At 51.2% G+C, this 17801-nt stretch carries 28 protein-coding genes; 2 read left to right on the forward strand and 26 right to left on the reverse strand.

Going from position 1 to position 17801, the window contains the following annotated elements; all coding sequences use genetic code 11:
* Positions 1-102: 102 nt before the first annotated feature.
* From BFF42_RS19835 to BFF42_RS19865, 7 genes are read right to left on the reverse strand one after another with little or no spacing between them, the layout of a single operon-like run.
* Positions 103-1530: a DNA cytosine methyltransferase gene (locus tag BFF42_RS19835; protein WP_000936897.1), complete on the reverse strand. Its 1428-nt coding sequence runs from the start codon at positions 1528-1530 to the stop codon at positions 103-105.
* Between the two features lie 3 nt (positions 1531-1533).
* The gene (locus BFF42_RS19840) at positions 1534-2034 is read right to left on the reverse strand and encodes a hypothetical protein (RefSeq protein ID WP_000647188.1); all 501 of its coding nucleotides are present in this window, start codon (positions 2032-2034) and stop codon (positions 1534-1536) included.
* A gap of 8 nt (positions 2035-2042) precedes the next feature.
* Entirely contained in the window at positions 2043-2354 is a 312-nt protein-coding gene (locus tag BFF42_RS19845; RefSeq protein WP_002210541.1) for a hypothetical protein, read from the reverse strand.
* 5 nt (positions 2355-2359) lie between these two features.
* Complete coding sequence (locus BFF42_RS19850) at positions 2360-2866, reverse strand: hypothetical protein (protein WP_000566443.1); 507 nt, start codon at positions 2864-2866, stop codon at positions 2360-2362.
* Positions 2859-3533 (reverse strand): hypothetical protein, encoded by a 675-nt coding sequence (locus BFF42_RS19855; RefSeq protein ID WP_000344149.1) that lies wholly within the window; start codon positions 3531-3533, stop codon positions 2859-2861. The genes BFF42_RS19850 and BFF42_RS19855 overlap by 8 nt, the downstream gene beginning before the upstream one ends.
* Entirely contained in the window at positions 3508-3789 is a 282-nt protein-coding gene (locus tag BFF42_RS27355; RefSeq protein ID WP_000044823.1) for a hypothetical protein, read from the reverse strand. Before BFF42_RS27355 ends, BFF42_RS19855 begins: the two co-directional genes overlap by 26 nt.
* Positions 3782-4159 (reverse strand): hypothetical protein, encoded by a 378-nt coding sequence (locus BFF42_RS19865; RefSeq protein ID WP_001125904.1) that lies wholly within the window; start codon positions 4157-4159, stop codon positions 3782-3784. Before BFF42_RS19865 ends, BFF42_RS27355 begins: the two co-directional genes overlap by 8 nt.
* Before the next feature lie 326 nt (positions 4160-4485).
* Here BFF42_RS19865 and BFF42_RS26835 point away from each other — a divergent pair, with 326 nt between their 5' ends.
* Together BFF42_RS26835 and BFF42_RS19870 are read left to right on the forward strand one after the other, a co-directional pair.
* Positions 4486-4629: a hypothetical protein gene (locus BFF42_RS26835; RefSeq protein ID WP_000939033.1), complete on the forward strand. Its 144-nt coding sequence runs from the start codon at positions 4486-4488 to the stop codon at positions 4627-4629.
* A 91-nt stretch (positions 4630-4720) separates the two neighbouring features.
* Positions 4721-5356 (forward strand): N-6 DNA methylase, encoded by a 636-nt coding sequence (locus BFF42_RS19870; protein WP_000074431.1) that lies wholly within the window; start codon positions 4721-4723, stop codon positions 5354-5356.
* 52 nt (positions 5357-5408) lie between these two features.
* Here BFF42_RS19870 and BFF42_RS19875 read toward each other — a convergent pair whose 3' ends face one another.
* From BFF42_RS19875 to BFF42_RS19970, 19 genes are all read right to left on the reverse strand, one after another.
* A complete protein-coding gene (locus BFF42_RS19875) occupies positions 5409-5681 on the reverse strand; it encodes a helix-turn-helix domain-containing protein (protein WP_000703827.1) in 273 nt (90 codons plus the stop codon).
* Between the two features lie 48 nt (positions 5682-5729).
* The gene (locus BFF42_RS19880) at positions 5730-6911 is read right to left on the reverse strand and encodes a ParB/RepB/Spo0J family partition protein (protein ID WP_001207227.1); all 1182 of its coding nucleotides are present in this window, start codon (positions 6909-6911) and stop codon (positions 5730-5732) included.
* A gap of 3 nt (positions 6912-6914) precedes the next feature.
* Positions 6915-7700: a ParA family protein gene (locus BFF42_RS19885; protein WP_001151305.1), complete on the reverse strand. Its 786-nt coding sequence runs from the start codon at positions 7698-7700 to the stop codon at positions 6915-6917.
* A gap of 173 nt (positions 7701-7873) precedes the next feature.
* Complete coding sequence (locus BFF42_RS19890) at positions 7874-8185, reverse strand: hypothetical protein (protein WP_000380893.1); 312 nt, start codon at positions 8183-8185, stop codon at positions 7874-7876.
* Entirely contained in the window at positions 8167-8616 is a 450-nt protein-coding gene (locus BFF42_RS19895; RefSeq protein WP_001053910.1) for a hypothetical protein, read from the reverse strand. The genes BFF42_RS19890 and BFF42_RS19895 overlap by 19 nt, the downstream gene beginning before the upstream one ends.
* 13 nt (positions 8617-8629) lie before the next feature.
* Positions 8630-9874, reverse strand: coding sequence for a DNA-methyltransferase (locus BFF42_RS19900; protein WP_000098294.1), 1245 nt, complete (start codon positions 9872-9874; stop codon positions 8630-8632).
* On the reverse strand, positions 9867-10229 hold the full coding sequence (locus BFF42_RS19905; protein ID WP_001258026.1) for a hypothetical protein: 363 nt from the start codon (positions 10227-10229) through the stop codon (positions 9867-9869). Before BFF42_RS19905 ends, BFF42_RS19900 begins: the two co-directional genes overlap by 8 nt.
* A 2-nt stretch (positions 10230-10231) precedes the next feature.
* Positions 10232-10474 (reverse strand): hypothetical protein, encoded by a 243-nt coding sequence (locus BFF42_RS19910; RefSeq protein WP_001096360.1) that lies wholly within the window; start codon positions 10472-10474, stop codon positions 10232-10234.
* A 237-nt stretch (positions 10475-10711) separates the two neighbouring features.
* Positions 10712-10909: a hypothetical protein gene (locus BFF42_RS19920; protein WP_000532167.1), complete on the reverse strand. Its 198-nt coding sequence runs from the start codon at positions 10907-10909 to the stop codon at positions 10712-10714.
* Positions 10909-11847 (reverse strand): ParB/RepB/Spo0J family partition protein, encoded by a 939-nt coding sequence (locus BFF42_RS19925; RefSeq protein WP_000268394.1) that lies wholly within the window; start codon positions 11845-11847, stop codon positions 10909-10911. Before BFF42_RS19925 ends, BFF42_RS19920 begins: the two co-directional genes overlap by 1 nt.
* A 116-nt stretch (positions 11848-11963) precedes the next feature.
* On the reverse strand, positions 11964-12509 hold the full coding sequence (locus tag BFF42_RS19930) for a hypothetical protein (protein WP_000435225.1): 546 nt from the start codon (positions 12507-12509) through the stop codon (positions 11964-11966).
* A gap of 2 nt (positions 12510-12511) precedes the next feature.
* Positions 12512-13081 carry a hypothetical protein gene (locus BFF42_RS19935; protein WP_001256126.1) on the reverse strand — a complete coding sequence of 190 codons (570 nt, stop codon included), beginning with the start codon at positions 13079-13081 and terminating at the stop codon, positions 12512-12514.
* Between the two features lie 11 nt (positions 13082-13092).
* A complete protein-coding gene (locus tag BFF42_RS19940; protein ID WP_000004671.1) occupies positions 13093-13656 on the reverse strand; it encodes a hypothetical protein in 564 nt (187 codons plus the stop codon).
* Positions 13649-14077 (reverse strand): hypothetical protein, encoded by a 429-nt coding sequence (locus BFF42_RS19945; protein WP_000988988.1) that lies wholly within the window; start codon positions 14075-14077, stop codon positions 13649-13651. Before BFF42_RS19945 ends, BFF42_RS19940 begins: the two co-directional genes overlap by 8 nt.
* Complete coding sequence (locus BFF42_RS19950) at positions 14074-14421, reverse strand: hypothetical protein (protein ID WP_000039129.1); 348 nt, start codon at positions 14419-14421, stop codon at positions 14074-14076. Before BFF42_RS19950 ends, BFF42_RS19945 begins: the two co-directional genes overlap by 4 nt.
* 11 nt (positions 14422-14432) lie before the next feature.
* Complete coding sequence (locus BFF42_RS27360) at positions 14433-15566, reverse strand: hypothetical protein (RefSeq protein ID WP_223369384.1); 1134 nt, start codon at positions 15564-15566, stop codon at positions 14433-14435.
* Positions 15567-15610: 44 nt separating this feature from the next.
* A complete protein-coding gene (locus BFF42_RS27365) occupies positions 15611-15805 on the reverse strand; it encodes a DUF2997 domain-containing protein (protein WP_000757530.1) in 195 nt (64 codons plus the stop codon).
* Positions 15806-15853: 48 nt separating this feature from the next.
* Positions 15854-16246, reverse strand: coding sequence for a hypothetical protein (locus BFF42_RS27370; RefSeq protein ID WP_000018404.1), 393 nt, complete (start codon positions 16244-16246; stop codon positions 15854-15856).
* A gap of 61 nt (positions 16247-16307) precedes the next feature.
* Positions 16308-17771: an AAA family ATPase gene (locus tag BFF42_RS19970; protein ID WP_001280522.1), complete on the reverse strand. Its 1464-nt coding sequence runs from the start codon at positions 17769-17771 to the stop codon at positions 16308-16310.
* Between the last annotated feature and the right edge of the window lie 30 nt (positions 17772-17801).

Consider the following 17801-nt stretch of genomic DNA (forward strand, 5'->3'; position numbering starts at 1 on the left):
ATCCCCTGGGCGAAATGCGCCTGGTAAGCAGAGTTTTTGAAATGTAAGGCCTTTGAATAAGACAAAAGGCTGCCTCATCGCTAACTTTGCAACAGTGCCCCATTATTTACCTTCCTTACTTCTGATACCGTGCTGCACCACGGTATGGCGACCGCAATTCACATTCAGGTGATCCCGAACTGCGGCCATGACCGCTGAATGCAATCTGTAATCCACACTCTGCCCAAGTGTTTCTGTCGCTTGTTCTTTTGCCATCCACGAAATATCAAAGCTATCAGGTATCGACATCAACTCCTGAACCAGATCGACCGATGGCTTGTAAATGCGGCCACCGTCTTGGATGTACACTGCATCCTTTACCCCACGATCCTGAGACTTGAGGATGGTCGGGCAACTGGTGCTTTCTCTCGTCAAGAACGCAGGCATCCTGCGAGAAGTTGACTCTCTGGCCTGAATTGACTTCAACGCTGTGACGTCTGCACAATCCCCGAGGTGCTTCTCGATCACCGGCCACAATCGTCCACCAGCTCTCTGCTCAGGTTTCGGTGGAACGAACCCAGGGAAGACCGACGCCACCATGTAATAGCGTTCTCGCCCCTGGTACGCGCCGAAATCCAGACCGTTCAAGACCATCTCAGTGAGGAAGTACCCCATCCGCCGCAGTGTCGTTCCCATCATCGCCCCGGCTCCGGATGCTTTGAAGTTCGGGACGTTTTCCACCAGCACGACGGCAGGGTTCACGACCTCGATCTGTTTTAGTGCCGGGTAAACCATGTCGAGCATGGTGGAGAGATCTTCAAGAGAACGCTCTTTGTCCCTTGGACTTTTGGCGTTTGAGTGGTCATCACACCCCAACGAGTAATGGGCCAAACCAATTGGTGGGCACTCCGCCAGCAAGGCTCCAAGGCGATCCAGCTCCAGGTGATGAATGTCTTCATTCAGCAGGATACGCGGGGAGCTGTTCACCAGCGTATTGAGCGCATGTACTTCACTCAGGTTCCGCCCGGATGCTCTGTCTCTGGCTTCAACTGGACGATGTTCCAAAACAATCTCAGCCTTCCAGCCAAGCGATTCCATAACATGAATGTCTACCCCGCCAGTCAATGCCACAAAGGCACGGAAAGGGCTGGTTTTTCTGAACCGATCAGCAATGGCAAAGGCTCTGTTTGCGACGGGAGTGAAGACTACTCGACCTTTTCGCATTTCGACGTGGAAACGCTCTGTATAGCGAGGGAAGCACTTATCTATGAGCCCTTGTCCAGAAAACTCAATAACGGTTTCCAGCGGGTTGTTGGAGCGACTCTTTGGTTGATACCGGCGCTGATAAACCTGGTGTGTCTGTAGTTCATCGGTCGCTGGGATCACCGAAAAACCGCCCATCCCCTCCCCTGGCTCAACGGCGATGCCCATACCTGGCTTGAACCCCATAACATCCAAAAAGTTGGACGAAACCCTAACCTTGCGTTTATCGCCTACTCGATTGAACGCAAGTTGTTTGGTTACTACGGAGGGGGAGACGATCGGTAACATTGGTCAACCTCTTTTCTTCTTGTTTTGCTCGCGCTTCACCATTGCTCCAGCAGCTTTCAGAAGTCTCTGGTTCTCCGCCAGCTCCTCTTGGAGTTCCTGAGTATCCTCTTCTGTCTGAGCCTTTTTCAGCTCGGCCTCGCAATATTGGACCTCTTCCTGCAAGCTGACTTTCGCAAACTTGAGAGCGGCCAGTCGCGTCGTATAAACGCCAAAAGGCAATTCGCCACCTTCCCGGAACTGCTTCAAGCACCAGCTCGGTATAGATGGCAACCAACCAAAGTCCCCATTCTTCCGTGACCTTTTCCCCCACGTAATCCCATCTAACTTTTGGGCAAGATTGACATAGCGTTGATCGCTGGTTGAGTTGCGTCGTTTCTGAATAGAGCGAACTATCCACTCTGTAACCTCGACCTTTGCTTTATCATCATCAGAGATGTAATAAAGGGCTGCGTACAACACAGCGCCTTTACGAATGACTGATGGTGGGTATGCCTGGGCTTTCATCTATCCCCCTATCGCTTTTTCTGTCCGACAAGACGGAGATGATCGGCGGCCAAGTCATACTGCTCGTTTTTGTCGCGGCGGCGGAATCTGTCAAAAAACTTCCCTCGTGGCAGGGTTTCTTCCATAGCGATCAGGCGGTTCAGCCACACTTCTTGAGGTAGCATCCCTGCTGGAGTCGGCCCGAGCTTACGTCCTTCCTTGACGTGCTCCATTGTTTGCGTGGCAGTAAAAATCGCACCACCAAACTTTCTCCACTTGAATTGCAGGGGCATATCTGGAGACTCATCCAGCATCAATTTCTTATTGGTTTGTTCTGTCACGACAATTACTCCACCATCCATTCTTCACTAAGCAGGAACGCCCAGCGCTCTTCTGCTTTTTCTGGGTTGTCTTTGGCCTGTTTGATCATGATCTCGGCGGCGTTAAAGCCTACCTCTCCACTGAACCGGCCCCATGAATGGCTATGCCACTCGCGCATCACACTTCGGCCAAGCGATGCAAGTTCTGGACTTACACCCTCATGGAGGGCATAGAGCTCCCAAGCATCCCACCCGTATCGTAATAGGTTGTGCCCTGGGGCGTTAAAGGCCTGAGCAGCCTTGAACCGCTCTCCAGGCTCCTTCCCTCTAACATCCACACCCTGGAGCACCAACCCCATTACCACTTCAATGACAGGCTCGCGTTGCTTCTTTGCCAGCTCGATGGCAGCCACCAGCATTGCTTTGGCGTCAACAAATTTCCCATGCCCTTGGCACATACCGCAGGTTTCTTTGGAAGGGGAAAAGTCATAAACACCGGAACCAGCACAAAGGCGGCATGTCAGGTCAATCATGGGCTCTTCTCTCCTCATACTCTTCGATGCGCTCTTTCAGACGCTGAACCACTGGTGCGAGCTCAGGGATAGCTTCCGCTTCCTCAAGCGTGTATCGCTTGTCTTCCTGGTAATCGACTATTTGAGGAGGCCTTGGCTGTTTAGGGAACTCAGCAAAGTCATTCAGCGACATCGAGGTAGGAAGTCCTCCTTCAATCTCACCTTTTTCGTTGAGTGACTGAGTGACGATAAGCTGTGTTCCGCCCACCTCGGTATCAAAGCGGTCATCAAAGCGCTCACCGATAGTCCAGCCGCCACGGCCAAGAACACAGGTCGTACTCATACGTAGGCGATTGAATGCTTTAGCGTCATCCCAGTTCAAAGGATTTTCATCCATGAGGAAAAAAGGCGCTTCGTCCCGAACGAACACCTTGGACTTGGCGTTATCGAAGATCGGCCCAAACACCCCCTGCTGGAGGTATGGTTCGACTTTCTCTGCAAGATCCTGGTGCCCTTGAGAACGCAGCGCCTCATAGAGCTGGGTGATTGTTTGTTTGCCGGTGTCCGGAAGGCAGGACAATACTGTCTGCTTTTCCTCGTCACTCAGGCTTACCATTCTGGACAAAAAGCTGACTACCAGCTCGTTGTGCCCATCGACCGTTTCAATGTTGAGCTTGTTCTCGTCCATCTTCTTCCTCAGTAATCGGTTCGATAAATTCAATGGAGTCCATGCTTACATGACTGATAATGGCTTTCAGGCCGCAGCAGTCGCATGGTTCAAAGGTCAGTTCTGATCCCTTGGGAGACTGATGCGTGACCGTTGCCACAGCCCCTAGAGGGATCAACCCCCAGCCGTTTTTTAGTACCCGAGTAGTTCTGACCAGCCGACCTTTGTACTCTCGTTTCAGTTTCGGATGCGGCACTACCGCATATCGCTTACTCATTTCGGTCCCCTTGTACCAAAGGCTCGACAACCAGCTCTTGAGCTTCGTCCCAGTCGGACACCTTTGCATCACCAAACGCAAAGGCAATTCGCATAGCCACTGTCGGCCTGCCTATTTTCATCAAGTAAGCCGCAGCACCGGCACACATCGACTCTTGTCCCGAAGGTGCATAGTTACCCTCTTCATCCCATTCACCACCTGACTTTGAGTGCACGGTCTTGTGGCAATGAAACGTCGTCATGTCGTTTTCAACGATGTCGTTGATGATGCCTTCTAATCGCCCAGGGGCCAGCTCGATAGCGCCCTCCTTCCGGAATGGACAGTTGGCGCAAGGTTTCTTCAAACGGAGATGATTTGCTTGCTTTGGCATACATATCACTTTTACAGCATCATTTTATGATTCTATGATATAGCCATATTCCGTGTAGTCAATATCTCACTAACAATTACTTTCTATCGGACGCTTACGCGCCCATTTTGGGCAGATAGACAAGTTATTTGGGCGTTTGGGCGTTTGGAGTGTGCGAGGTGGACAGCGGGGAGACTTTCACATGTGAAAGTTTTGTTTCTTGGTATCGTTTTATTGTCTCTTGATATTATTTTATGATGCTGTAATAATCATAAATAAGGGCCGCATCGCTCTTCGACCTTCGTTGCAGCCCTTACAACACAATCAAGCAATTAAGGAGCTTTGTTATGCTGCAAGGCAATACTAACACGAATAAGCGCATCCCGCTCGCGGCGTTCATGAAATGGCCGCTGGCGAAACGTCAGGACTTCATCGACCGGGAAATGTCCGGTTGCCCCGACTTTATCAAGACGTCTTTGCTTCGGCATTAAGGCGATCAGGCAGGAAAGCAAAGAACCTCGCTTCGGCGGGGTTCTTCGTTTCTACCTCTTGAATGTTTCGTCAGAACAAACTGGAGCGCTTATGTCACCAGAAACACAGCAACTTACATCCAAGGCTTTATCTCTCATCGAGCAGTCCCGATACAGAATGGGCACATCTCGGTTTGTTGAGGCCTTTATTGACCAGTGGGCATACTTGCAGACTGGCCTATACCCAGCCAAGGAGGAGATCCCGGAAGAACTTCAGCCGGTCGCCTTCGAGCTCTCTCACGTCCTGTCTGCCGCCATTAAGCGCGACCCCACCAGCGATGTTTTGGGTTACGTCCTAAGCATGTCTGGCTTCCACAAGAAGGGCACCAATTACTTCCCCACTCCTCCAGAGATTGGCCGCTTGATGTCACTCATTGTTGGCTCACAGTCTTCGGCAGACTTTTATGAGCCCTGCTGTGGTTCTGGCATCAACGCCATTCACTGGATGGAAAACCTGATCGAGAACCACGGTCCCGAAGCATTGAGAGAAGCCTCAATCTACCTGGAAGACATCGATCCGTTGATGGTGAAGTGCTGCATGATCCAGCTATTCCATTATTTCGAGTCCCGCAATACCACTCCCAAAACGCTGAGTATCGTCGGCATAGACACCCTTAGCAGACGAACCAAGAACATCGCCTACTACGCCGAAAAACCTCCAGCAACCGCCGCTACCGTGGCAGCATAAAAAAACCCGCCGATTGGCGGGTTTTGCATTCAATGCGCTGCTCTATGGCACCTTACAGTTTTCCGTACCGGTTCAAGAACGAAGACCTGTCTAAGATCCCCCAGTCTGTCAGCATGTAGTAGCCGGTGGCACCTCGTTCGCCGGTAGACTCCCTGACGAACAAGATATTCATTCCGAACTCATCACGCAGGGCAGACAACTGTCTCTTGATCGTTGATTCAGGAATATTTGTTGCCTTGTGAAGGTCTTGGAGACTTGGCTTCTCCGTTTTAGACAGGGCATTCACCAAAGCAAATTTTCTTTTCATGTCCTGTGAGATCTTCATATTCACCTGTTCTTGACAGGCCCAACCTCTTTGGCTGGGCCTCCTTTATTAGCCTTCGACACTCAGGAGTTCAATGTCTGACACAGGCACATGAACATGCTTTTCCTTGCCTTCGCCATCGAGCGTTTTAACCCAGACAGTAGACGGAACCAGAGCAACACGGTCGGTCATGATGACTCCACGTTTGGTCTCGCCATCCAGGTTAACGTTGACAGCAAAAATCAAACTGTCAGCCCGGACGTTCTTCCATTCCTTGTCCTTCGGCAGAGGAGGAAGAGCATCACCGCCTTCTTCATCTTTGTCCTTGCCGCTGTTATCTGGCTGCTTGACAGGATCTTTGTGCTCACCCTCTTCATCACGCAAAGGGTCTTCGTCATCATCGTCCTGACCATTGGAATTTTTACCCCCTTCCAGTTCCTCCTGGGCAAGGTTCAGGTCGTCATTCCCGGTTTGTTCCGACGTACCATCCCCACCCGAGTTGAGGGATTGCTCGTCGGTGTTGCCAGCGCCAAGCTCATCATTCTGGTGGGAGCCAGTCAGTGGGCCTTTTTCCATTTCGTCTTTGATACGTTTGGCATCATTCAGCAGCTCACGGCTTTGTTTACGAGTAATCCCGTCAGACATAGCCACCGCGCAGACGGCGCGACATCTTTCTTCATTCAGATCGAACAAGAGACGAAGGTTATTCAAGGTCTCTGTATCAGAACATACTTCATTATCGTATAACTCACGCACACAGTCAGGTAGCTTGAGCAACGACAGATGCGTAGATACGAAAGTGATATTCTTACCGAGCCGATCAGCAATATCCTTTTGCTTCCAACCTTCTTCAATAAACAGGTTTAACGCCTCGGCAATCTCTACCGGAGTCAAGTCATCCCGCTGGATGTTTTCGATCAGCTCACCAGCAGTCTCGTCCAAATTGTTCTGGACCTTATCATTCACCACCAGGTCAATGGTCTCGATACCAGCGTGTTTACACGCTCTCCAACGCCGCTCCCCTTTTTGGATGACGAACTTGCCTTCTTCATTCTTCGGGAACACGATGATCGGAGATTGCTGCCCTTCGGTCAGCAAGGTTGCCGCCAGCTCTTCAATGTTACGGAAGCGCTTACGAACCTGGACCTTGGATACAACGTCGTCAACAGGTACGGTAAGAACCTCTTTGCCTTTCTTGCCTTTGGCGGCTTTAGCAAGTTCGGACAGGCCTTTTAAATTGTTCAATGCCATCGCTTAGCCCACCTTCTCTAATAGTTCTTCCAACACCGCCTCAACCTCTTTGGCCGCGACATGTCCATAGCGAAGCTCCCAGACAGGGATGCCATCAGTCGTCGCCGTATCGAGCGGAGGCCGGTGCATAATTTTGTTCTCAAACAGCAGATCCGGAACTGTGTTCTCCAGCGACTTGAGGGCTTTGTCGTGATTGACAGAGCGGTCCATGTCGTTGATCACGATGCCCAGGATCTCCAAATTTTGGTTGTATGCCTCGCGCACACCAATAATCGTGTTCAGGAGACCTTCTACGCCGTCCACAGCGAAGCCAGAGAGCTTTACCGGACATGCCACATGGGTAGACATCACCAACGCTGCCACCAGCTTTCTGCCGAGGCTAGGCGGACAATCAATCAGCACGTAGTCGTAGTTCTCAAACAGCTCAGCCAAATGGCGAGCCGGATTCATGGCTTGGTCAAGAGGCACAGCCTCCATCTCAAACAGATCCGGGTCATTCTTCGGCGTATGAATGAGGTCTGCACCGCAAGGGCAGTGCATGACCTCAATGCCGTCCAGCTCGTAAGCGAACAGCTCTGCGGTTTTGGTTCCAGTGAGGATGGGCTCGTAGTCACCATCCTCAAGCTCTCGTCTGGGGGCCAGTCGAGAGGACGTGTTCCCCTGACCATCCATATCCAAGACCAGCACTTTCTTTTTCTTCTGTAACGCCAGATAAAAGGCCTGCTGGATACAGAGGGTACTCTTACCCACTCCGCCTTTCTGGTTGGCGAAGCTGATTACTTTTGCCATACCCACCTCTATTTTGGTTTCTCGCAGGTGATCAAGACCACCCCCAAACTTTCACATGTGAAAGATTGTAGCGATCATAAAATGATACTGCAATATCTAATTATGGTTCTGTTAAAACAAACTTTAAACAAAAAAACGGCCATGAAGGCCGCTTATTGACAAGGTTTGTGCTGTCAGCGCAATTGATTTGCTGCTCCAAGCCCATTCGCCAATAACTGCATCGCATCGTTGAACAGCGCGGAGCCCCGTTCCGGTGTGAGCAATTCCGGCATATCTTCTCGCGGCCAAGTACCGGCTACTTGAATGAGCAAACTGGCAGCCCAGTGAATCTGCTTTTCTTCACTTTCATCGGCCAGAGTGCATACGACGGGGAAACCGTACTTACGCCCCCAGCGACTCACCTCTTTGAACGATACCAGCTCAGGCTTTTGCAAATCCCGGCTGTAGGCCTCAGCTATCATGTGGTTCAGTTCTTGAGTGTCCATTTATCCCCCTTAACAGTTTTTTCAAATTCTTCCTCAAACATCGTTTTTAATGTGTTTCGTATCTCTTCATCCTGGATGTCATTGACATCAAAGCTGGTAGCGACAGCCTCACTTCCAATGCCACAGAGAACATAACCCCGGCCATCAGGACCAGTTTTAAGAGGCACAACGGGAAGTGGTGTATTGGGACACACTCCAGCAATGCCCGGAGAAATAATTGGCCCCCCGCGAGGAATAACCCAATTACCGATAAACCCCCAATCAATTTGCGTCGAGATGGCATCAGGCTGGTATTGCTCACCCCAAAAGTTGATTGCTGCCTGCTGATGTTGTTTACCGGCATAGTAGATATATCCGGCCACAAGAAGCACGGAGAGGACAAAAATAATTGCCAATTGGCGCAAGACTCTTGCGATAATACTTAAATTCATGGGCATTGTTCTCTTAATTCAACGCTCCCCCGCCCACTGCTGCTATGGCCGGGTTCATCCAAAATCCATCAAAGCCGGTGAACATTTCCGCCTGGGTGCGAATGTACTCAAGAATGATGTCACAGGCGATCCAGCGCCGGTTATTCCTTTCTGCGGCCAACCCGCTCTTATTCGACCCACTGAACGGATCAACAACAAGGTCGCCCTCTTCCGTCAGAAAGCGGATAGCCATTTCAGGTATGTCTGTTGGGAACATTGCCGGGTGCGGTGGCAACCCCAGTTCTCTAGCGATTCTCCGAAGCTCCAGAGTATCCGCACAACGGTGGCCGCGCTGGATAACGTTTTTCGGTATCCGTCCTTCCGTGACGTTAGAGAATGCGTTCCCTCTCAGTCGATATGCCCCGTCACCATAACTGACCACTCTGTTATCACCGCCTTGGGCCATCAGCTTCTGATGTTTCTCTGTATGAGGGATCAGGACCCTTCTGTTGTCAGAACGCACCCTGTCAGGGTCGTTGGTGAACCAATAAACAGGCTCCCACCCGGCACACAACTGGTAACGGTTCACACAAGCCCAGTGGGTCGGACTTGGTGGTTTTGACAGGTTGATCCACGGCCATCTATCCATGAGAGAGAGCCCAAGCCGATCATGGAGCGCCAGCACCATTCGCTCAACGTAGAGAGATCTGGAGGGGCTCTTGGCCTCGAATATGTCATTGCTGACATTCAGGACAACGCTTCCTCCTGGCACCAGGTTCTTGACTATCGGTTCGAGTGCCTGAGTAATGAAATCCACCCATTTGGCTTCATCAACGTTTCCATAGCCACGCTGTATACGGAGCGGGAACGGCGGAGATGTCACACACAGATGCACCGGCTCATCGAGGTCAGAGAAAAAGCTCTTGTTGTTTGACCACACCGCCAGCCCAAGATTTGTTGAATAAGCGACCAGTCGAACGCCACCTAGCGCTTCATGCAGGCCCTTCTTGGTTTTGCTTGAGAGCTCCCAGACACCCCGCTCGCCGTCCACCTTCTGGAGAAGGTTCATCGACTTGAGGGTTTGCTGATACCAGCGTATCTGTCTTTTCAGCTTGCTCCGCTTGACCTTTGCCTTGCCAATTTCACTTTGTTCATTCAGAGCGCTTTTCGGGATTCCAGCGAGCTCTGCCACCGAATCGTAGAGCTCCTCATTCGATAACGGCTTATCGGCCTTGGCATACGCCTCTTGGACATGAAAGAGTTCTAGCTGGCTACTCATCATGCCCCTCCGTACCCTGGAATATGTCATTGAGCACAGAGGTCGCCTCGGCGCTCTTTACATCATGCTCGGTGTAGAAAGGCCACCAGGTTAATCCGCCACCTTCAAACCATGAGCAGCGGAACTGGATTGTCTGATCAGGAAGGACTTTGAACTCGACATGCTGGGGTTTGTCATAACGGCACATTGCACCAAGGTCTAGGCCAAACTTTTCTTTAACCAATGTGGATGACATCGACCCCTGGCTCAAACCTTGGCTGTTAACCCAATAGACCCGGTTGACAGCACCAGCAATACCGAAGAATAGGAAAGCCAGTATTGCCCCGGCCTTCAACCATACAAAAACACTTCTCACAATTATCCTTCCTGCTTTACAAATGGGTCTCTGCCATCGAGAGGCTTTGAAAAAATAGCCCCCGGCTCAGACATCGCCGCCTCGACCTCGTACTTGTTAAAAGTCTCCGTCCACCAGCTATTCATCTGGTAAATCGTGATATTCAGAATTGAAGCAGCCTTGCTCTTACTTGTGGCCGCAACGACAGTTCTGAACTGCCCCTCGGCCCCATAAGTGATCCCGCCATAAACCTTCAACTTCGCCACTATCGTTTTCTCCACCCAAATATGTCTCTCACGTCCCGCACACAGAAGAACCAACTTACCCTTGGCAGGAACGCATCGACTAACACACCTAAGGCGATAACAAACAATGGCGCCATCAGGATGAAGCCCAAACGTGCAACGGTCCCATATATACCTGCACAGATGAGCAAGGCTGCGATGACAGAGCAAACTAGCTGATGCTGACGCCTCAGTCTGGCTAGTTCAGACGATTTCTTGTCACTGTTCATCATCGAGCTCCGCGAGCTGAACACTGACACTGGCTGCCGCTGGAGGGGAAAACTGTACTGTCAGTCCGGATTCAAGCCTGATAGAGGAAACCACCAGCGTATCTGGTCCGGATGACGCCGGTACGACCGCAACAATGGTTCCCCCTTCCAGCAACTGGATGGCATCCTCAACAGTACAGCGCCCCATTACTGATTACCCGCCAAATCCAGCTCTTGCTGGTCTTCATTGGACTCGTCAGTTTTGGGCTCCAGCTCCGCCAGCTTGGCTTTCAGCTCCTGAAACGCATCAACATCTTCCCGGCTCAGGGTAAGGGTGAACGTTTCACCGTCATCGTTCGGCTTGATGTTGTCCAGACGACTGGTAATAGAGCTCACGCCTCGGTGCATGGCTTCAACCACCTTTTTGCCCAGGCGGGGACCTTTCTCGACAGACTTTTTGGTCAGTTTTTTCGGGGCCTTCTTGCCGTCATTGCCACTGGCCTGTTCTTCCTGCGCCTTTTTCAGGATCTCAACAGCGTTGGTGCCGTGCTCGTTGTAGAGCTCCTGAGCGTAGGTGGCAGCCACAGAGCCTTCCTGAATCATCCGTTTCAGTTCCAGAGGCATCTCCAAAAGGGCACGGGCGATACGAACGTGCTCAGCCGAGCGGCCAACACGTTGGGCAATCATCTGGTCGCTCCACCCCCAGTTTGCAAGCCGAGCGTAGATCACGGCTCGCTCAAGTGGAGAAAGAGGGAGCCCATCGTTGCTGGTGGCGATCAGAAGGCTCTGTTCGGCTTCATCGCCCTTGTGCTCTACGACCTGCACGAACTGGATGTCGGCACCTTCCTCTATAGCAAGCAGGATGGCGCGGCGACGGCGATGACCTTCACGGACATACACCTTTCCGTCGATAACTTTGACGATGATCGGCGGAACATAGTCGCCACGCTTGTAAGCATCGGCCAGCACTCGAATACCAGCTTTGATGTCCGGGCGCTCGTAGTAGTCCTCGCAGAAAGCGCCACGGGTGTTAAACCCTTCTTCCTCCAGCAGAAGCTGAGGAGAGATAGTGAATCCATCCCCTTTTTTCAGTTCTTCGGGGGCGGTTACGCCTTTGAGAGCGCGGAGTGAGTTGATAACAGCCATTCGTTGGTTCTCCTTGTGACTTGCTCACTTTATAGCATCACTTTTTGATACTGTAAACAGGGCGGCATAAAAAACCCGGCGCTTTACAGTACCGGGTTCTCTCTTCCTTCTCACCACTAACTTGCTTTGACTTTGAGCAACCTCAGCGCCAGCATGGCCCATTGCAGATATGCTTCCAGTCGTTGCTGGTACTCTTTCCCTGGTGGGCGTTGACCTTCCTTGTGGGCTATCGTCCTCTCGATACCGGCGAGGCTCTTTCTCAGCTCCAGGTTCCTGCGTATTCCCACCATTCTCTGTCTTGCTGATTCAGGAGACAGACTCCCAAGTCCAAAGAGGGGCAGTTGTCTGTAGTCCTGTGTTCCCAAGTTAATTTGGTTCCACGCCATTGCTGCTTGCCACGGTCGTTTCTGGATTTGTTGGATCGCCTTCCCACAACCCAGGCAGACCATATTCCAGCGCACAGGAGGACCTATAACCTTCTGCATTTGCGCCCGGCCATGACAACTATCGCAGGCTGCCACAGGAACGCTGAGCGGGTCGTGGTGCCCATAGGCTACTGTTTCAGTCTGGCTGTAGTGTTCATCTGATTTGAGCTCCGCCAAGAGCTTCTCACGCTTCTCTTTTGCGTATTCGAGGGTTAAGCCTTTTCTGATTTGTTCCATGTTCAGTCCAGAATGATTTTTCTCTTGTCTCGCTTGGGAGTGCCTTGTTCTTTCTGGTCCGATGTAGAGCTGATGACTTCTGGCTCTTTGGCCTCGCCCCTTTGTAGTTCGTCAATACTCCCCAGCTCTGTTCCACCGTGTCTTATCTCACCTTGATCTCTATGCTCTCTGGTTGAACGACGGATCTCTTCCGAAACTCCACGCAAAAACCCAATCACATTGGCCCGGAATGTACGTCTCTTCTCCTCTATCTCAAGCAAGTAACTCAAGTAGAAGTAAAACGGTATCGAGACGAACAATGACAAAGGGAACCAGCCTTTTTCGCTGGCAGAAACAAAGAGTCTCGGCTCAAACATTTTCATGGCGAGGGTCGCCATTAGCACAGAGATAACTACTGGAGTCACCGCCATCAAAAATCGGGAATGAAGGTACGCCATCCAGACCCCAGCGACTAAAGCTGTTAGCGAGAGGAACATAGCAACAACCAACGGGCTCGCATCAATGGCGATTAGCCCTATCTGGACGATAATGACGAAGCAAAGAAGCAATATTCTGTATAAAAATGACCGCATTCCAACCCACCTCAATCCAAGATAATCTTGCGCTTATCTTTCTGAATTTCGATAGGCTGCTCCGGTTCACTCAGAACACCCTCTGACGCTTTCAGAACTTGAATACTTGGAAAGCCCTTCCCTGCTCCTGCTTTTCTTGGTCTCTGCTCTGTTACCTCAATCGCTATTTCATCCCCCTCCCGGAACTGCGGGTAACAACCAGCGCGGTTGGCATAGCGATTCAACGACATTTTGAGCAGCCGGTATTTCTTTGGGCAGGTTATTTGTACTGACGCATCAGAGCTGCAAGCTGCGTCAAGCCGCCGGAAAAATTCCTCCGGTATCCCCTTTACAAGGAGCTCGCTCAACTCATCCATAGGCCTTGAGCCGGTTGGCATCGGATATGGCAACCTCCGGTATTCTCTGTAGATGTACCGCTTGATGACGATATGAAAGACGAATGCGGCAAAGCCCCACAAAGGGCCATTAAGGAGCCCCGCAACGATAAGTAGCACCGACGGGAAGGGAACCCCTACGAAACTCGGCAGGATTTTAATCTTTACCATCGGCGTTGACCGACGCACACTCTCACTCATTTGCTGACCCTTTACGTGCAACCTTGTACTGCACTTTCAGATCGTAACCATCCACTTCCTGATGAAGGACTTTCACGGGGACACCTTCAACGGTCCCCAGGTACACGCTCAGCTCAACTTCCGGAACATCGTCCCTGAGACCCAGTACATTGCGCCACCCAGTCGATGTCTTCTGGCAGTGAGCGCCCACCCTGTCATGCCGGTAGTAAATGTCTTTGTTATCTCCTTGGCAGATGAAGAATCCACTAACCTGCCCCGTCCTTAACACCCACTTGCGGTTGTGGAAGGTAGCTTCTTTCTCCACCTCAGTGGACTTGTCTATAGCCACCTGGCTTACCACCAGCTCTTGTGCGGACAAATCAGACACAAGGCCTATTACCAACGCGGATAACAGCGCGGCCATAGCCGCCCGTGTCATCATACTGCCGCCTCGTGAGTGGCATCGGCAAAGAATTTGCCTTGTTTGTAGATCTCGTCCTTCTCGAACGAGATAGCATCCGCACGACTGCTGAATGGTCCATAGCTTTTACCGTCGATCAGCACCTTCCACTGGCAACGCCAAACACGAGTCCATGCCGCAATCTTTGACTCGTCTGAACAAAGTCCGCGAATAACATAGAACGCAATCATTAGAATGCCGCTCGTCGGCACGATGCGCGAAACCCTTGTTTTACTGTATTCCTGCACTTCAAGGCCTTTGAAGGAAACCTCATCGGCAAACCCGCAGACCTCACCATTTTTGATTACGATGCGCTTTTTGCTCATAACCTACCCCACTAATCCAAAATAATTTTGCGCTTGCCTGGCTGTACTTCGATTGGCTCTTCCTTTTGCACCTTTGGTGCCGGAGCTGATGAGCTGACAACCACCGGTTCTCTTTCTGGGTTTTGTTGCTGGCGCTCACGGAGTTCATCCACTGAGGGAGGCTCATTGCTTGGTCGTTCAGCCCTTTCAGCACGTCGGGCTTCTCTTAACAACTCATCAATTTCGGAGTCGCTCCGGTTGTTCATAAAAGCTCTATAGGCAAAGAAAATCAGCACCGGCACTATTGCCACCAAGAAGAAAGGAAATGAGCTTCCGCTATCTTCCACTGGCTTGGTACTGGCCGCGCCTGTATCGAACATGGTACGAATAACCGTTGGCGCGGTCATGATCATAATTGCAGGCATTATCCCCATCACAATTCCTGATGGGCTCTGCCTCATAATTCCACTAGCAACCCCAAACACCAGCATCAACCCCGCTATGACTTTGACGAAAGAGCTATCCATTAGACCGATCATGGAGTCACTTACCTCCTCGAACGGACTTTGAAACGCACTGGTATTGCGGTCGGTGTCTTGTGCAGCACCAATCTGCTTGGGAGGTTCACTCTTTGGTGCAGTCTCTATGGATAGCGCTGGTGGTTGGCTGGCAACCTTCTGCATTTCACCATCTTGCTTAACCACCCCCAGGTCCTGAGTTTTGACGTGCGTTTGTGCTGGTGGTGCTAACTGGTATTTGACTGCCAGGTTGTTCCCGTGGACTTCAATGGTTTGCAGGGAGATGGGTTTACCTTCCAACTTGGTCAGAGCTTCTTGGAGCGGTAGCTCCTGAGCATCAGTCATACCGCCCATAAAGCCATTGAGCCCGTCATCATGGACGCGACAACGCAGCCTTCCCGAATAGCTACGGTATTCACCTGGGCAAACAAAATAGCCGCCCTGAGGGCCATCCAGTTTGCGCCATTTATTGCTTTTGAAGGCCTCCACTTTGGTCACAACTGGCTGACCGTCATGGTAATCAATGACCGTTTTGCTCTCCGGGCCAGTGTCCTCTACCTTCTTGCTGCCTGAGTCATCTGAGAGCATTTGCCCCACCATTACGCCAGTCACAAAGTCACTGGCAAAGGCCGCAGGAGCTGCGACCATGAGACCAACCAGCAAAAGAAGGGGGACGCGCCCTGTCCTTCTCATCACCATTCGTTCTGTTCCGTTTCGTGCTGGGTTTGACCAGCATTGAAGTGGTACTCGGGTTTCAGCTCTTTTTCTTCGACTTCGAGCTCTTCCGGGCGAATACGCTGCTCCAGCGCTTCACAGGTCTTACCCTGAAACCCCGTGAAATCGGCAGCAATCTTGCCGCCCTTGATCTTGATGTTTACCTTTTTCACTTTGTCACCTCGTCGTTAAGTTCAACTAATCTGATTGCCTTGGCGCTATTACCAAACAGCTTCCTCAGCTTCCAGTTCCAAAGTGCCATCGTGATGCTGCTTCACCGTCACGCTGAAACCTTCCTCTTTCAACTGCTGCTCGTAGTGGAAGGCAATGTAGCGATCCTGCACCTTGCTGCTTGCCTGCTGCGTCCAGCGGCCATAAGAGCCGTAGTTTTCCTGGTACTGCTCCCAAACACCGTTTTTTTCCTTGTAGCCAATCCGGTGCTCCTTGTTGTTCTGGTCGATCAGAACAATCGGGTATTTCTCGAAGGTGTAGCCAGCGCCCACGCGGTATAGCTTTTCGTTTTCAACAACGACGCCAACTCCCTCCAGAGCCTTCAACAGCAGCTCTTTGTCTTTGTAGGCGACCTGCACCTTGCCTTTTACGATATGGCTCATCTCATCACTCCTGAGTTGTTTCGGGGGTCATGCCGTGTTCCGGCATGACAAAGTTAATCGCTTAGTCCTCGATGGCGAGTTTTCGTCCAGAGCCATTCTGCTCTTGAACATCGAAGTTATTGGCCGGATAGAAGCCTTGATCCCGCAAACTGCGAATCTGGTTGATGTCTTCTCGGCGAGTTTCACTGGTCGGGGTAATGCGAGTGACCGCATCCACCAGCGCTTCATTGTTGAGCTCTTTGTCCTGAGCGTTCGCCAGATACATCGCGTCAATGACGGCCTGTTCAATCTCTGCCCCGGTGTATCCCTCGGTGGTACGCAGTAGCGTAGGCATATCGAACGCGGCGATGTTGGCCTTCTGCTTGGCGAGGTGGATCTCGAAAATCTTCTGGCGCTCAGCCACACTTGGCAGATCAATGAAGAATGCTCGGTCCCAGCGGCCAGCTCGCATCAATTCAGGAGGCAGCGACTGAACCCGGTTGGCCGTCGCCACAATGAAGATCTTCTTCTTGCGCTCTTGAAGCCAGTAGAGGAAAGAGCCCAGCAGGCGCTTGGATACTTCGTGTTCGCCATCGGCATTACCAAAAAACTTCTCCATCTCGTCAATCAACACAACAACGGGTGCGATCTGCTCAATGGTCTGCAATGCACGATTGAACTGGCGCTCGGTTTCACCGAGATACTTACTATAGAAACGGCCCATATCCAGGCGAACCAAGGTAGTGCCAAGTACACCGGCAGCGGCTTTTGCCGTCAGCGATTTACCACCACCAGGTACACCGGCCAGAAGGACACCTTTTACCGGAAGGTCTTTGTCCCAACCGGCTTTACGTATCTGGAGAAACTCCTTGAGGTTTTCGAGCCCACCGACATTCCCAATATCAATGGCCTCAAGCACATCGAGGCCGACATCACGCAAGATGTGAGCTTTTTCTTTTCGGATCTCGCCCAGGTATTCTTCACCCTTGAATTTCAAGTAAGCGGAATAGGTGAAGACGTTCTTCATCTGGGTGTGTGACAAGCCCAGGGCGTGGTTTGCGATGACAGCACGTTCGTTGCTCTCGAAGACTCCACCATCTTTCACGTTATCTTCACAGGTCTGGAGCAGTTTCAGGATTTCCTGATTGCTCATAGCCGGGAGATCGATGTGATAAACGAACTCTTCATTGAAGACGTCTTTGCCAGCGATGATGTAGTTGATCCCCTCATTCTCCAGATAGGTCAGTGATGACTTGAGGGCTGGGAGTGTTTCCGGGTTTGCACGTTGTCGGTCGAAAAAGAAAGTGTCGAACACGACAACACCGTTTTTGGAGGACTTCTTGGACTCGTCCACCATTGCCTTCATCGTGCCTGGATCGGGCAGCTTCTTGAATGGCATCACAATAAAGTGCTTGCCGACTTTCTTTGCAATGTCAGAGAAAACGCTCTCTGCACGGCCCAGCTCAAAAGTGCTAACGTTGATGACTGGAAAGGACAACTTGATTGGAATCTCAAGTTTGTCCATTTGCTGTGTAATATCGCTCATCGCTTATCCTTTAAATAAATTTCGACTTGT

This window comes from Shigella sp. FC1661, from assembly GCF_001712525.1.
In the GTDB taxonomy this organism is placed as follows: domain Bacteria; phylum Pseudomonadota; class Gammaproteobacteria; order Enterobacterales; family Enterobacteriaceae; genus Escherichia; species Escherichia coli.